Raw genomic sequence first — 12,843 nt, forward strand, 5'->3', positions numbered from 1 at the left:
ACCTTTGCCGGGCGCGCCGCCGAGGGACTCGACCGGTAGTGGCGGCGCCGGATCGGCGCATTGCTCCGTCCCGTTGTCACTGCCCGGTGATGTGGGTGGTCAGGCGGGCCAGCAGCTGGACACAGTTCCGGAGTTGCTGCTGCTCGTCGGAGTCGAGTGCGGCGCCGATGGCGGTGTTGAGCCAGTCGGCACGTTGTGCGCGTTCCCGCTGGAGGCGGACGCGGCCGGCGTCCGTGATGTGCAACAGGACCTTGCGGCCGTCAGTCGGATGAGGTTCGGCGCGTACCAGGCCACCGCCGAGGAGTTCCTTCACCGATTTGGCAGCCGCCTGGTGGCTCACGCCACGCAGGTGGGCGAGGTCGGCCGTGGTCCGCGGTCCGCCGCGGTCGAGGTGTCCGAGAAGGGCGGCCTCCCCGGAGGGCATGGTGTCCGCGGCCCGGACCGCACGGACCAGCCCACCGATCACCTGCCGCAGGTCTTCAGCCAGCGAAATATCGTCCATGTCCCCACCCTACGGGAAGTGTGTAACCTGGTTGTACAACGAGGTTGTAGAGTTTGGGGAGTCACGAGATGTCCATGCACCTCACGAAGTTCGGACACGCCTGCGTTCGCGCGGAGAAAGACGGCCGCCGCCTGGTCATCGACCCCGGCGGGCTGACCGACCCGCACGCACTGGACGACGTCGATGCCGTCCTGGTCACCCACGAACACTTCGATCACTTCTCCGAGGAGATGCTCCGCGAAGCCGCTCGAAGCAACCCGGTGCTGAGGATCTGGACCAACACCTCTGTCGCCAGGCTGCTGGACGGTCTCGGCAGCCGGGTCACCGCCCTCGGCGAGGGAGAGGCCTTCACTGCGGCCGGCTTCGACGTGAAGGTCTACGGGACCTGGCACGCGCCCATCCACCCGGACATCCCGCGCATGGAGAACATCGGCTTCCTGGTCGACGACGCCCTGTTCCATCCCGGAGACGCCCTTACCGTCCCGGACATCACCGTCGACACCCTGCTCCTGCCCGTACACGGCCCCTGGTCCACGACCGGACAACTCATCGACTACGTGCGGGCGGTGTCCCCGCGACAGACCTACGCCATCCACGACGGCGCCCTCAACGACATCGGCGCCGCGATGATCGCAGGCTTCCTGGGCGACAACGGCCCCGGTACCGGGGCCCCCTACCGCCGCCTGACCGCAGGCACCTCCATCAGGATCGGCTGAGGCCGCGGCAGACGACGTGCGGTGCGCCGCGGGCCGTGCCGGTCCACCCCCGGCGCGGCCCGCGCTCCGCGCTTCGCCGCCGAGTTCCTGCCCGAAGCCGAGGAACAGGGCGCGAACTGCAACCGGACGTAGCCCGGCGCAGGGCGATGCGCCCGCTCAGTGAAATGGTCGGCGCACTGACGCTCGCCCGTGCCGTACGCCACGTCGAGCCCGGACTGTCCGACGAGATCCTGCATACCGGTCGCAATCATGCCGGTCGTGTGGAAGGCCATGCCGGACCGGCCGGCGCGTAGCCGTCACCACCCGTCACCACCGCGGTCGCGACCGTCCTACTTCGGGCGGATCCCGTCCAGGAGGTTGTCCACGAGCGCGAGGATGAAGTCGTCGGTGACAGGTTCGTCGGGGATGAGCAGTCGGTGGTAGACGGCGCCCCAGAGCTGGTCGACGAGGACCTGCACATCGATGCCGGCGCGAATCTGGCCGAGTTCCTGAGCCCGGTGGAGGCGCTCCGCCGCCAGCCGGCGCCGGTGCGAGGAGTACAGCTTCCGGTAGGCGGTGGCCAGGTCCTTGTCGGTCTGTGACTCGCCGATCAGCTCGGTCAGTACGCGTCCGCCTGGGGTGTGGGTCATCACGTCGGCGAAGGCACGGAGTTGGGTGAGCAGGTCGGCGTGGATGTCTCCGGTGTCGGGGAAGGCGAGTGTTTCCTCGACGGCGTGGAAGTAGCCGTCCAGGGCGAGCGCTCCTTTGGAGGGCCACCACTTGTAGAGGGTGGTCTTGCTGACGCCCGAGGACCTGGCGACGCGTTCGAAGGTGAGGTCGGCGATGCCCTCGGTGAGCAGCAGGTCGCCGGCGGTGCGCAGGACGTCTGCTCGGACCTCGTCCGCCGGCCTGCGCCCTCGTCCGCGGCCGTTGCCTTCCTTGGCGGCGGGGCCGTCCGTCTTGTGCGCCACGGGTGCTCCTGCTCGGTTGTCGGGGATCATGTCAGTTTCCAGGGAGGCGCTGCCCGCCGTCGAGCGGGCGGGCGGCGTCGCGGCCGGTGGCACGGGGCGATCCGAGGGCCTGCGATCAGCCCGTCGCTCAGGCGGAAGGTCATGCTGGTGCCATGGTGACCGTTGCCAGGGTCGCAAGACAGATGGGTGAGAGCGAGCCGGGCTCGATCGCATCCAGCTCGAAGTGTGCCCGGACGCCGATGTTGTCGGTGCGGTCCCAGGCGCGTACGCCGTCGCGGCCGTGGTACGCGCGGCCCCAGTCGTCGAGGCCGGCGTCATGGGCGAACGCGGCGGCGAACGCCTCGGCGTCGCCCCGGTCGGTCGCGTCGGTGAACGTCCGGACGGCGGCCGGGGATTCGCTGGTGGCCATGGTGATTGCCTCGGTGGTGTGCGGACCCGGGACAGGGCAGGGCCGACGTCCCTCGCCCGTCCCGGCTCGGGGTGTCAGCGCTGGACGGTGAGGAGGTCGCCGAGGTCGATGCGGGTGAGGAATTCACGGCGGATGCGGTCGGCAGTCTCGGAGACCTCCTCGGATCCATCGTCGGCGGGGTCGATGTGAACGCGGTAGGGGCGCTGTCCGGCGGGCAGGGCGATGATGCGGGTGATCTCGTCGGAGACCAGCGACGCGGACGCGCCCTCGGGGGCGAGGGCGGCGAGCTTCGTCGCCACCTGGTCCATCAGGTCGGCGTACCTGGTCTCGTACTCGGCCTCGACGGCGGTGTCGTCGGGGCGGCCGGAGTGGGCGAAGTGGTTGGTGCCGCTGGTGAACGAGCCCGGGACGACGATCGTGGTCTCCACGCCCCAGCGGGCGAGCTCGCCGGCGTAGGACACCGCCAGGGAGTCCATGCCGGCCTTGGCGGCGAAGTAGGGGGCGAGGTAGGGCGGGGTGCCGCCCTTGACGCTGGTGCTGGACACCCAGACCACCAGTCCCTGTCCGCGCCTGCGCATGCCCGGCAGCGCGGCGCGGTTGACGCGCTGGGTGGACAGCACGTTCACGTTGTAGAGCTCGGCGAGTTGGTCGGGGGTGAACGCCTCGGCAGGCCCGGTCACCATGTGCCCGGCGTTGTGGATCAGGACGTCGATGTGGCCGTGCTCCGCCTCGATCCGTGCGATGGCGGTGTCGACCGAGTCCTGGGAACTCACATCGAGCTCGATGGAGCGCAGGTCGACGTCGCGCTCTTTGGCGTAGTCGGCGGCGGCCTGCACCTGGGGCGCGTTGCGGCCGGTGGTCTGGCGCATGCCGGCGTAGACCGTGTGGCCGGCGTCGGCCAGCGCGCGGGCGGTGAGCGCCCCGAAACCGCTGGAGGCGCCGGTGATGACGATGACGTTCCCGGTGGTGGGCATGAACATGGTTCCTTTCCGCAGTCGGAGCGTGGGGCGGGGTGCGTGTGCGGCGGGGGTCAGGCGAGGCCGCCGTTGGCGTAGACGACCTGTCCGTTGACCCAGCGCGCGGGGCCGGCGAGGAACGAGACGACTTCGGCGATGTCCTCGGGCCGGCCCAGACGCTCCAGCGGGGTCGCCTTGGCGAAGTCGGCGATGGCGGCGTCGTCCTTCCCGTCCAGGAACAGCGGCGTGGCGGTGGGGCCCGGTGCGACGGCGTTGACCGTGATGTCCCGGCCGCGCAGCTCACGGGCCAGGGTGAGGGTCAGGCCCTCGACGGCAGCCTTGCTGGCGACGTAGGCGCCGTAGGCGGGCAGCTGGGTGCGGACCACCGAGGTCGAGAAGTTGATGATCGCGCCACCCGGACGGACGCGGCGCGCCGCCTGCTGGGAGACGACGAACGCGCCGCGGATGTTCGTGCGGTGCATCCGGTCCAGGTCGGCGAGGTCGAAGGTCGCGATCGGGCCCAGGGTCATGATCCCCGCGGTGTTCACGACCACGTCGACGCCGCCGAAGGCCGCCTCGACCGCGTCGAACGCTGCGTTCATCGCACTCTCGTCAGCGACGTCGCCTCCCACTGCCAGGGCCCTGCCGCCGGCGGCGTTGATCGCGGACACGGTTTCCTCGGCCCTGGCCTTGTTGCCCGCGTACTGCACGGCGACCGCGTGACCCTCCTGGGCGAGCCGCTCGGCCGCGACACGGCCGATGCCGCCCGAGCCACCGGTGACCAGCGCGACGCGATTGGTGAAGGGGGTGCTCATGGGTGTTCTCCCTCAAGGAGTAAATGAACGACGCGTACATATAAGCATGTAATGAACGTGGCGTCCATATCTGCGCTCGAGCACGGCCGCGCATGCGGTAGGAGCCGTTCTTGAGGGAGTGGACTCCGGCGTGGTGGACCAGACGGTCGAGGGGTGCGGGTGGCTCGGCCGAAGCCGTGGGAAGTCGATGACGAACTGTGGGCGGTGATCGAACCCCTGCCGCCGGAGGTTGAGCGTCGGATCCGGCAGCCGGGTCGCAACCGGCATCCGGAGTGGCTGGTGTTCCAGGGCCCCCTGTTCGTCCTGCATGCCGGGGTGGCCTGGGAGTACCTGCCGCAGGAACCCGGCTTCGGTTCGGGCACGCCCTGCTGGCGCCGCCTGTCCGAGTGGACCGAAGCCGGCGTGTGGCCCCGGTTGCACGAGGTCCTCCTCGCCGAGCTCCGCGGCGCGAACACCCTGGACTTCTTCCGGGCGGCGGTCGACGGCTCCCGTGTCCGGGCGTGAGGAGACCAGGCACAAGCCCCTTGTCTGCTGATGGCAAGCCCGGCGGCCCGGATGAGGCCGGGGCCGTCCCTATCCTGCTGACGTGTGCGCTGCGTCCGCGGCGCGGATGCGCTGGCCGAGGAAGAGCGCTGCCCGGTCCAGTGCCTCGTCCGCCTCGTCCAGGACACCGGCGAACGACTGGAACACGTGCGGCACGTCGGCGGTGACATCCAGGATGACGTCCACTCCGGCTGCCCTCGCCCGCGCGGCCAGGCGCGTGGAGTCGTCCAGCAGGATCTCGTTGGCGCCTACCTGGATCAGCATCGGGGGGAAGCTGGTCAGGTCGGCGAGGACGGCCGGGCTGAGCAGGGGCTGATGCGGGTCGGCTCCGGCGAGGTACATGGCTCCGGTGTGTTCAACGGCCTCGCGGGTGAAGATCGGGTCGATGCCCGTTTTGGTGTCCATGCTCTCGCCGGTTCGGGTGGCGTCGAGGCCCGGGGAGAACGCCACGATGGCGGCGGGCAGCGGGAGGCCCGCGTCGCGGGCGGCGAGGCAGGTGGTGACGGTGAGGCCGCCGCCGGCGGAGTCGCCGGCGAACGCGATGGCCGAAGGATCTCTGCCGCTGTCGAGGAGGGCGCGGTAGGCGCTCAGCGTGTCTTCGATTGCGGCCGGGAACGGGTGCTCGGGGGCAAGTCGGTAGTCCAGCGAGTACGCCCCGAGGCCGGTCTTGGCCACGAGGTGTCCCGTCAGCGACAGGGCGGTCTCGGGAGAGCCGAACACCCAGCCGCCGCCGTGGAAGTACAGGATCGTCCCGGCGTGCGGCCCGTTGTCCGGCTCGACACGCAGTGCGGGTCGGTCGCCGAGCGTCGTCCGCGTGGTGCGGATGCCGTCGGGCACCGTCATCCGGGCCATCAGCGCCTTGAATCCGGCTCGCATCGCCTCGACGGACCGGGGACCTTCGGGCCGGGGCTGCCGCAGCATCGCGTCGACCTTCGCGCGCTGTTCCTTGCTCATGGGTACGCTCCCGCCATAGGTAACTTCCGTGGAACTATATGCCGTGGAATATAACGTACTCTATATGCCATGGCATCCACATCGAGCGGCGGGACGGTCGACCTCCCGGGCCTCTTCGCCGACCTGGTCCGGTGCGAGACACGTCTGTACAACGCCCTCAACGATCGTCTCCGCGAGCGGCACGGGATCGTCACCTCGCAGTTCGAGGCCCTGCGCTACCTGCGCGACCACCCAGGGTCCCGTGTGGCGGACCTCGCCGCCGAATTCGCCATCGGTATCGGGGCGACCAGCAAAGCCATCGACCGCCTGGAGAAGCAGGGGTGGGCCGCCCGACAGCCGAACCCAGCCGACCGCCGCTCCTCGCTACTGGCCCTGACCGACAACGGCACCCAGCTCGTCGAGGCGGCAGAGAGAACCTTCACCGCCGAAGTGGCCCGGCTGATCGGGGGCACTCTCGACAACTCCTCGGCGACGGCCGCCGCGCAGGCACTCTCCAAGCTGCGCTCCGTGCTCGAACGCAACCAGATCGGCACACCCACGGGCTGACGAGCATCACCTCGGGCCGGAGCGGCGGCACCCGGCCTGCACGGGGTACAGGGAGCGGCCCAACGGGTCGGACGCGCGGGATCAGTCGTCCTCGGCGTCCCCGATGGCGTCGGAGTCGCGCAAGGGACGCAGACCCTGGCCGGGGCCGCTGGATCTGGTGTTGAACAGACAGCGGCCCAGGAGGTTGATGTGCCGGTCCCTGAGCGGGGAGAGCCGGGCCACGTCCTCGTCGGCCGCAGCAGGAAGGCGTGCGACGTGGGCGCGTGCTCCGCCGACCGCATCCGGTTCAGCTCACCACGTAGACGCCGCGCGCGCCCTGCCGGCCAGCCGGATGACCGACGGTGACGCCCGGGACCAGCGCGGCCTTACCGGCCATGCCGGGTCCGAGCCGCCACCTGACCTGCCGGGGGAAGCGGGGACCCGGCAGGCCTGTGGCACGCCGCTCGCATGATCAAAGAGCGTCGCCCGGGCGCCCGGGCGCCCGGCCGCCCGCCGATCAGCCGATGGGCTCGGCCACGATGAGCTGGAACCGCTCGAAGGACAGCTTCAGGGTGTTGTGCTGAGCAGTGGCGGTTCCGAGTGACTCGCCGGTGAACGGGTCGGTCAGGCGGTACCGCGTGCGGCCCAGACCGCGCAGCTCGACCGTCCCGTCCCACTGGTCGGCGTAGAAGGCGTAGTGGAGGGTCCGTTTCGTGGCCACGACGTGCGCCTCGGGCTTGTCGAAGCCGATGTCGTACAGCTCACCGCGGTACTCGCCGGTGGGAAGCATGTTCTTCTCGTACAGGGACACCCACTTGCGCCAGAGGACCTCCTTCTCCGGGGTGAGGTCGGTCGCCTTGTCCGGGGCTCCCGCTCCGGGGAGGGTGAACTTGGTCGACAGGACGGCTCCGACCCCGTAGGAGGACGCGAAGTCGTCGCCGTTGTCGCTCAGTTCGACGTGGTCGCCGGCGTAGCTGCTGCCCGCCCCCATCAGCGCCTTCATCGACTTGCCCTTGCTCCGGACCTGGTAGGAGGACTCCGGGTCCGAGCTGGGGTACTGGTCGACGTAGGGCAGGTTGTGGAAGGCGAAGGCGGTGCCGCAGGGGCAGAGTTCGACGAGGGCGTCGGGGTTCGCCGCGTGCGCGGCTTCGTGGATCGCCTTCCAGAACCGCGCCACGCCCTCGGTGGATTCCTCGGGGCGGGCGTGCCGGTGCTTCGGGTTGTAGCAGGGTGCGACGCTGTTGAGGTGCTGGCCGTCGATCTTGAGCCCCTCGTAGCCCCAGTCGCCGATGAACCTCTTCGCCTGCTCGACGAAGTAGTCCACGGTCGGCTGGTAGGCCGGGCAGAGCGTGTAGGCGTCCCACCAGGTGACGTCCTGCTTGTTGCCGTCGCGGTCCAGCAACAGCATGTCGGAGTGGTCCCGGATCAGGTTGCTGTCGGGGTCCGCCGCGAGCGGGGCCCACCACAGGCGCGGTCGCAGGCCGGCGTCCCGGATCTCCTTGGTGAAGGTCCGCATGTCCGCTTCGCCACGCGGGAACTTCGCCGTGTTGATGTCCCAGTCGCCCTCGTTGGTCTGCCAGCCGTCGTCGAGCACGACCCAGCGCAGGCCGACCTCGTGCGCCTTCGGCAGCGTTCCGGTGACCTGCTCGACGGTGAAGTCGCGCTCGTAGCCCCAGGCGCACCAGATGGGCTCGAAGGCCGAGGCGGGGACCTTGGGCGCGCGCTGGCCGATGTCGCTCATGTAGTCGCGGTACCGCTGGAGCGGCACGAAGTGGTCGCCCGGGAGGGCGGTCAGGAACGTGGTGGCGGTGCTGAGCCGACGGCCCGGCTTCAGGGTGCGGGCGGTGTCGTCCTGGACGGCGATGCTCACGCCGTCGGCCGTCTTGCGGACCGGCATGCGCAGGATGGTCGCCACGGGCTCGACGTGTCCGACGGAAAGGCCCGCGCCCCGGCGCCAGACGGTCGCCAGCGGGGTGCCGCCGCCGTAGTCGGAGGAGTCCATCCCCAGCGAGTTCTCCTGGACGTAGCCGTCCTTCACCGGCATCACCCAGTCGCGGCGGTCCGTGTGCGTGGTGCCGGAGAAGGTGTAGAAGCCGCCGGGGGTCTCCAGGAGTTCGTGGGCTCCGTTGCGCCACCCGGTGACCTTCAGCGCGGTGGGGGACCTGTTGGTGTAGGTCACCTTCATCACGATCATGCCGGCCAGACGCTCGAAGGAGGTCAGCTCGACCGTCTTGTGCACGCCTTCCTCGGACATGCCCTCGATCGTCACCCGGACGCCCGCGCCGTGGCGGGAGTGCCGGGTGGCGCGGGCCCGGTGTCCGCGGTAGGCGAACGCCTCGATGGCCTTGTCGCCCACCAGCAGGGCTTCGCCGGCGTCGAAGCGGGTGAGATCGACGCCCTTCAGCGCCACCCGGCTGCGCAGTTGGTCGTCGAACTCCAGGGTGATGGAGGTGTCGCCGACTCCGACGAGGTCAGGATCCGAGTTCGGTGCGGCGGCCGCGGGTGAGGCGCCCATGGCCACGGCGGGGAAGGCGGCCAGGCCGGCACCCCCCAGCGCCACCTTCAGTACGCTTCGCCGGTTCATGTCCGTCATCTCGAACTCTCTTTCGGTCGTGCGTGCCCGACTGGGGCAGCTGCCTTCTGTCCGTCGTGGTGGATCGTTCCGAGTCGAGCCGCGTGCTCGCGGCGAAGCGGCCGTCCGTGAGGCTGGTCGGTGCCTGGTCCGCCACTGGCTTTCGCAGCAGGTCGGGTGGGGTCGGGGGACGGCGTGGCGTCCGAACGGGCACCCCGGTGCGAGGTCGCCTCCGGCGGCAGGCGCGGCCGCCCCCGGTGAGCTGCTACGACGCTGCCTCGATCACCGGGGGGTGCCCGGGGCACGGCGAACCGGAAGGTCGCTCACGAGCGACTTCTTCATCACCGGGTGGTCTGCTGCGAGAACGTAAGTGGTATTCGAGTGGCCTGTCAACGGGTGGGCCGCCCCGACGAGGGTTCCCGCCGCCGATCGGATTGGTATCTTTCTGGTATGACGGATGCGAGAACGCCGATGCCCAGAGGTCTGTTCGGGGACGATGCCCTCCCGTTGTACGAGCGCACGGCCACGCAGTTGCTCGAGGACCTGCGCGCCGCCGCCGCCCGTCCCGGTGACCGGCTGCCCTCCGAGCGGGCTCTGGTCGAGCGGTACGCCGTGTCGCGCGTGACGCTGCGAGCGGCCCTCGCGCAATTGGAGTCACGGGGCATCGTGCGGCCGTCGTCGTCGCGCGGGTGGTTCGTCGCCGAGCTCGGTCTGCTCCCCGAGGCGACGATGACGTCCGGCTCGGTGGCCCCGCAGGTCCAGGGGTTCGCCGACTATGCCCAGGCCAACGGCTTGACGACGGCCGGCAAGGTGCTCTCCGCCACCGTCCGCCCGGCCACGGTGTCCGAGGCCGAGCAGCTCCGGATCGCTCCGGGCGCCGACCTCTTCGACCTCCACCGACTGCGCTTCCTCGACGGTCTGCTGGTCGTGCTCGAGCACAACCGGCTCCCTTTGGCGGTCTGCCCGGCCCTGGCCGAGACCGACTTCAGCACGGCCTCGCTCTACGCCACCCTGCGCGCCGCCGACCCGCCGCAGTTGCCCCGCGTCGCCGACTATTCGGTCGAGGCCCGCCACCCGACGCCGCGGGAGATCGAGCTGTTCGAGATCGGGGAGACCATGCCGATGCTCGTCGCGACCCAGCTGACGTCGAACCAGGAATCACGCCCCATCGAACTGACCGTCCAGGTTTACCGGGGGGACCGCTACCGGTTCCGGGCCTCCATCACCAACCAGGGCTGATTGATCACCGCAGGTCACGGAGGCTCCCCTCCTCCGCCACGTACCGGCTGCGGGGCGGTCGCCGTGCTCGTTACCTAATACCAGTTCCATACCAGAATAAGACTGTTGACGGCCATGAGTAAGACCAGTACTGTCCCCACTGGGCTCCCGGCCAACGTGGCGAAAGGGCTCGAAATGCACGTTGAGTAAGGGGTTGGCAATGCAGAGCCCATTGAGCGAGGTGGTCCGGCGTCAGAAGGCCGGACAGCCGCAGGGCATCACCTCGGTGTGTTCGGCTCATCCGCTGGTCATCGAGGCGGCCGTGGTGCAGGCACGGGAGAGCGGCGGTCACGTACTGGTGGAGGCGACCTCGAACCAGGTCGACCAGTACGGCGGTTACACGGGCATGCGGCCCACGGACTTCCGCGACCTCGTGTACCGCATCGCCGCCGAAAGTGGTCTGCCACTGGACCGCGTGATTCTCGGCGGCGACCACCTGGGACCGAACCGCTGGCAGTCCCTGACGCCCGACGAGGCGATGGAGCGGGCCGACGCCCTGGTCGCCGCCTACGTGGCGGCGGGCTTCACCAAGATCCACCTGGACTGCAGCTTCGCGTGCGCCGGTGACCCCGTACCGCTGACCGACGACGTGGTCGCCGAACGCGCCGCGCGGCTGATCCGGGTGGCCGAGGAGACGGCCGGCCCCGAGCGGGCCGCGCGGATCCGGTACGTGATCGGTACCGAGGTGCCCACGCCCGGCGGCGCGCACGAGACCCTCGACGCTCTCGTCCCGACCACGCCCGAGGCGGCGCGCACCACTCTGGAGCAGCACCGCAAGGCGTTCGCCCGGCACGGCATCGACGAGGTCTGGCCGCGTGTCATGGCCCTCGTCGTCCAGCCGGCCGTCGAGTTCGACCACCTTCAGGTCGTCGACTACCGCCGGGAGCTGACCGAGGAGCTGCGCAAGGTCCTCGACGACGAGCCCACCATGGTCTACGAGGCCCACTCGACCGACTACCAGACCGCCGAGGCGCTCACCGCGCTGGTCGAGGACCACTGGGCGGTCCTCAAGGTGGGCCCCGGGCTGACCTTCGCCCTGCGCGAGGCGCTGTTCGCCCTCGCCGCCATCGAGGACGAACTGGTGCCGGCCGCCGAGCGGTCACGCCTTGCCGAGGTCGTCGAGCGGCGGATGCTCGCGGAGCCGGCCCGATGGGAGGGCTACTACCCGGGCGGCGCCGCCGAGCAGCGCCTCGCACGCCGCTACAGCTACAGCGACCGAATGCGCTACTACTGGCCCGACCCCGAGATCGAAATGGCCCAGGCCCGGCTCCTGGACAACCTCTCGGCCGTGGACATCCCCCTGCCGCTGCTCAGCGCACATCTTCCGCTCCAGTACGCCCGTGTCCGCCACGGCGAGCTCGCCGCCCGGCCCCGCGACCTGGCCGTGGACCACGTCCGCGATGTTCTGCGCGACTACGACCGCGCCTCCCGCCCGAACCAGAAGGAGTACGTGTGACCACGCCCTCCGGCACGCTGTCCTTGGACGACGGCGCTGCCCACACCGTCCGCGAGATCGCCCAGCAGCCCGCGCTGTGGCGCGAGGTCGACCGGATCGTCTCGGCCTCCCGGGACTCGCTGGACGCCTTCCTGCGTCCGCTCGTCGCCCGCGGCGATCTGCGCGTGGTGCTCACCGGCGCCGGCACCTCCGCCTTCGCCGGCCAGGTGCTCCAGCCCGCCCTGGCCCGGCGTCTGGGACGGCGCGTCGACGCGGTTGCCACCACGGACCTCGTCGCCGACCCCCGCGGATGTCTCGCCGAGGACGTGCCCACGCTGCTGGTCTCCTTCGCACGGTCGGGCGACAGCCCCGAGTCCGTGGCCGCCACCGCCCTGGCCGACCAGGTTCTCTCCGAGGTGCACCACCTCGTGATCACCTGCAACGAGCAGGGCCGCCTGGCGCGCGAACACGCGGAGCTGCCGAAGTCCCACGTGCTGTTGATGCCGCCCGGGTCCAACGACCGCGGCTTCGCCATGACGTCGAGCTTCACGTGCATGACACTCGCGGCACTGCTCGCCCTGGGCGGCAGCGCCTACGACGGCGTCGCCGAACGCCTGGCCCGGGCAGCCGAGTCGATCACCGACAGCAGCGCTGTCGACCGCACCGTCGGCGCCCTCCTCAAGAGCGCGCCCGAGCGGATCGTCTTCCTCGGCAGCGGCCCGCTGAAGGGCCTCGCCGAGGAGTCGGCGCTGAAGGTGCTCGAGCTCACCGGTGGCACGCTCATGGCCGTCGCGGACTCCTCGCTGGGGTTCCGGCACGGTCCCAAGGCGGTGCTCAACGACCGTTCGGTCGTGGTGGTGTACGTGTCGAACGACCCGTACACCCGCAAGTACGACCAGGACATCCATGCGGAGCTGCGGGGAGAGCTGCCCGCCGGCAGCGTCGTCACGGTCTCCGCGGACTCCGGCGCGGGAACGGAGGGCGCAGCCACGGACGCCTGGCCGCTTCCGGGCCTCGATGGTGTCGAGGATGCCGCCCTGGCGCTGTCCGCCGTGGTGTACGCCCAGCTCATCGCCCTGCGTGCCTCTCTGGCCCGGGGCCTGCGGCCCGACAACCCGTTCCCCTCGGGTGAGGTCAACCGCGTGGTGCAGGGCGTGACCTTGCACTCCTTGCACAACTGATCGAAGG

The 12,843-nt window shown here is 70.3% G+C and carries 13 protein-coding genes and 1 pseudogene; 6 read left to right on the top strand and 8 right to left on the bottom strand.

The window, feature by feature from the left end:
* Positions 1 to 76 precede the first annotated feature (76 nt).
* Entirely contained in the window at positions 77 to 502 is a 426-nt protein-coding gene (locus tag AB0N63_RS24900) for a MarR family winged helix-turn-helix transcriptional regulator (RefSeq protein ID WP_365531611.1), read from the bottom strand.
* A 74-nt stretch (positions 503 to 576) separates the two neighbouring features.
* On the opposite strand from AB0N63_RS24900, the gene AB0N63_RS24905 reads away from it, so the two are divergent.
* Positions 577 to 1,218, top strand: a complete 642-nt coding sequence (locus AB0N63_RS24905) for an MBL fold metallo-hydrolase (protein ID WP_365531760.1) — start codon at positions 577 to 579, stop codon at positions 1,216 to 1,218.
* A gap of 329 nt (positions 1,219 to 1,547) precedes the next feature.
* On the opposite strand, the gene AB0N63_RS24910 is transcribed toward AB0N63_RS24905, so the two are convergent.
* From AB0N63_RS24910 to AB0N63_RS24925, 4 genes are all read right to left on the bottom strand, one after another.
* Positions 1,548 to 2,168: a TetR/AcrR family transcriptional regulator gene (locus AB0N63_RS24910; RefSeq protein WP_365531613.1), complete on the bottom strand. Its 621-nt coding sequence runs from the start codon at positions 2,166 to 2,168 to the stop codon at positions 1,548 to 1,550.
* Positions 2,169 to 2,307: 139 nt separating this feature from the next.
* Positions 2,308 to 2,577, bottom strand: a complete 270-nt coding sequence (locus AB0N63_RS24915; protein WP_365531615.1) for a hypothetical protein — start codon at positions 2,575 to 2,577, stop codon at positions 2,308 to 2,310.
* 74 nt (positions 2,578 to 2,651) lie between these two features.
* Positions 2,652 to 3,551: an SDR family oxidoreductase gene (locus AB0N63_RS24920; protein ID WP_365531618.1), complete on the bottom strand. Its 900-nt coding sequence runs from the start codon at positions 3,549 to 3,551 to the stop codon at positions 2,652 to 2,654.
* 56 nt (positions 3,552 to 3,607) lie between these two features.
* Complete coding sequence (locus tag AB0N63_RS24925) at positions 3,608 to 4,348, bottom strand: SDR family oxidoreductase (protein WP_365531620.1); 741 nt, start codon at positions 4,346 to 4,348, stop codon at positions 3,608 to 3,610.
* A gap of 159 nt (positions 4,349 to 4,507) precedes the next feature.
* Here AB0N63_RS24925 and AB0N63_RS24930 point away from each other — a divergent pair.
* Positions 4,508 to 4,849: pseudogene (locus AB0N63_RS24930) on the top strand (transposase); the annotation flags it as partial.
* 72 nt (positions 4,850 to 4,921) lie between these two features.
* Here the strand turns inward: AB0N63_RS24930 and AB0N63_RS24935 are convergent.
* Entirely contained in the window at positions 4,922 to 5,845 is a 924-nt protein-coding gene (locus tag AB0N63_RS24935) for an alpha/beta hydrolase (RefSeq protein WP_365531622.1), read from the bottom strand.
* A gap of 69 nt (positions 5,846 to 5,914) precedes the next feature.
* Between AB0N63_RS24935 and AB0N63_RS24940 the strand changes: the two genes are divergently transcribed.
* Positions 5,915 to 6,391, top strand: a complete 477-nt coding sequence (locus AB0N63_RS24940; protein WP_365531624.1) for a MarR family transcriptional regulator — start codon at positions 5,915 to 5,917, stop codon at positions 6,389 to 6,391.
* An 81-nt stretch (positions 6,392 to 6,472) separates the two neighbouring features.
* Here AB0N63_RS24940 and AB0N63_RS24945 read toward each other — a convergent pair whose 3' ends face one another.
* Both AB0N63_RS24945 and AB0N63_RS24950 read right to left on the bottom strand, forming a co-directional pair.
* Positions 6,473 to 6,613 carry a hypothetical protein gene (locus AB0N63_RS24945; RefSeq protein ID WP_365531626.1) on the bottom strand — a complete coding sequence of 47 codons (141 nt, stop codon included), beginning with the start codon at positions 6,611 to 6,613 and terminating at the stop codon, positions 6,473 to 6,475.
* Positions 6,614 to 6,887: 274 nt separating this feature from the next.
* A complete protein-coding gene (locus AB0N63_RS24950) occupies positions 6,888 to 8,954 on the bottom strand; it encodes a glycoside hydrolase family 36 protein (RefSeq protein ID WP_365531629.1) in 2,067 nt (688 codons plus the stop codon).
* 438 nt (positions 8,955 to 9,392) lie between these two features.
* On the opposite strand from AB0N63_RS24950, the gene AB0N63_RS24955 reads away from it, so the two are divergent.
* The 3 genes from AB0N63_RS24955 to AB0N63_RS24965 all read left to right on the top strand — a co-directional run bounded on the left by AB0N63_RS24955 (position 9,393) and on the right by AB0N63_RS24965 (position 12,836).
* Positions 9,393 to 10,181: a GntR family transcriptional regulator gene (locus tag AB0N63_RS24955; RefSeq protein WP_365531631.1), complete on the top strand. Its 789-nt coding sequence runs from the start codon at positions 9,393 to 9,395 to the stop codon at positions 10,179 to 10,181.
* 199 nt (positions 10,182 to 10,380) lie between these two features.
* Positions 10,381 to 11,676, top strand: a complete 1,296-nt coding sequence (locus tag AB0N63_RS24960) for a D-tagatose-bisphosphate aldolase, class II, non-catalytic subunit (RefSeq protein ID WP_365531634.1) — start codon at positions 10,381 to 10,383, stop codon at positions 11,674 to 11,676.
* Entirely contained in the window at positions 11,673 to 12,836 is a 1,164-nt protein-coding gene (locus AB0N63_RS24965) for an SIS domain-containing protein (protein ID WP_365531636.1), read from the top strand. The genes AB0N63_RS24960 and AB0N63_RS24965 overlap by 4 nt, the downstream gene beginning before the upstream one ends.
* Positions 12,837 to 12,843: the final 7 nt, after the last annotated feature.

It is taken from the genome of Streptomyces sp. NPDC093260, assembly GCF_040683715.1.
Taxonomy (GTDB): domain Bacteria; phylum Actinomycetota; class Actinomycetes; order Streptomycetales; family Streptomycetaceae; genus Streptomyces; species Streptomyces sennicomposti.

Excerpts from the sequence above, each read along its gene's own strand:
- AB0N63_RS24900 (WP_365531611.1), bottom strand. The coding sequence starts at position 502 with ATGGACGATATTTCGCTGGCTGAAGACCTGCGGCAGGTGATCGGTGGG.
- AB0N63_RS24905 (WP_365531760.1), top strand. The coding sequence starts at position 577 with ATGCACCTCACGAAGTTCGGACACGCCTGCGTTCGCGCGGAGAAAGAC.
- AB0N63_RS24915 (WP_365531615.1), bottom strand. The coding sequence starts at position 2,577 with ATGGCCACCAGCGAATCCCCGGCCGCCGTCCGGACGTTCACCGACGCG.
- AB0N63_RS24920 (WP_365531618.1), bottom strand. The coding sequence starts at position 3,551 with ATGCCCACCACCGGGAACGTCATCGTCATCACCGGCGCCTCCAGCGGT.
- AB0N63_RS24925 (WP_365531620.1), bottom strand. The coding sequence starts at position 4,348 with ATGAGCACCCCCTTCACCAATCGCGTCGCGCTGGTCACCGGTGGCTCG.
- AB0N63_RS24935 (WP_365531622.1), bottom strand. The coding sequence starts at position 5,845 with ATGAGCAAGGAACAGCGCGCGAAGGTCGACGCGATGCTGCGGCAGCCC.
- AB0N63_RS24940 (WP_365531624.1), top strand. The coding sequence starts at position 5,915 with ATGGCATCCACATCGAGCGGCGGGACGGTCGACCTCCCGGGCCTCTTC.
- AB0N63_RS24950 (WP_365531629.1), bottom strand. The coding sequence starts at position 8,954 with ATGAACCGGCGAAGCGTACTGAAGGTGGCGCTGGGGGGTGCCGGCCTG.
- AB0N63_RS24955 (WP_365531631.1), top strand. The coding sequence starts at position 9,393 with ATGACGGATGCGAGAACGCCGATGCCCAGAGGTCTGTTCGGGGACGAT.
- AB0N63_RS24960 (WP_365531634.1), top strand. The coding sequence starts at position 10,381 with ATGCAGAGCCCATTGAGCGAGGTGGTCCGGCGTCAGAAGGCCGGACAG.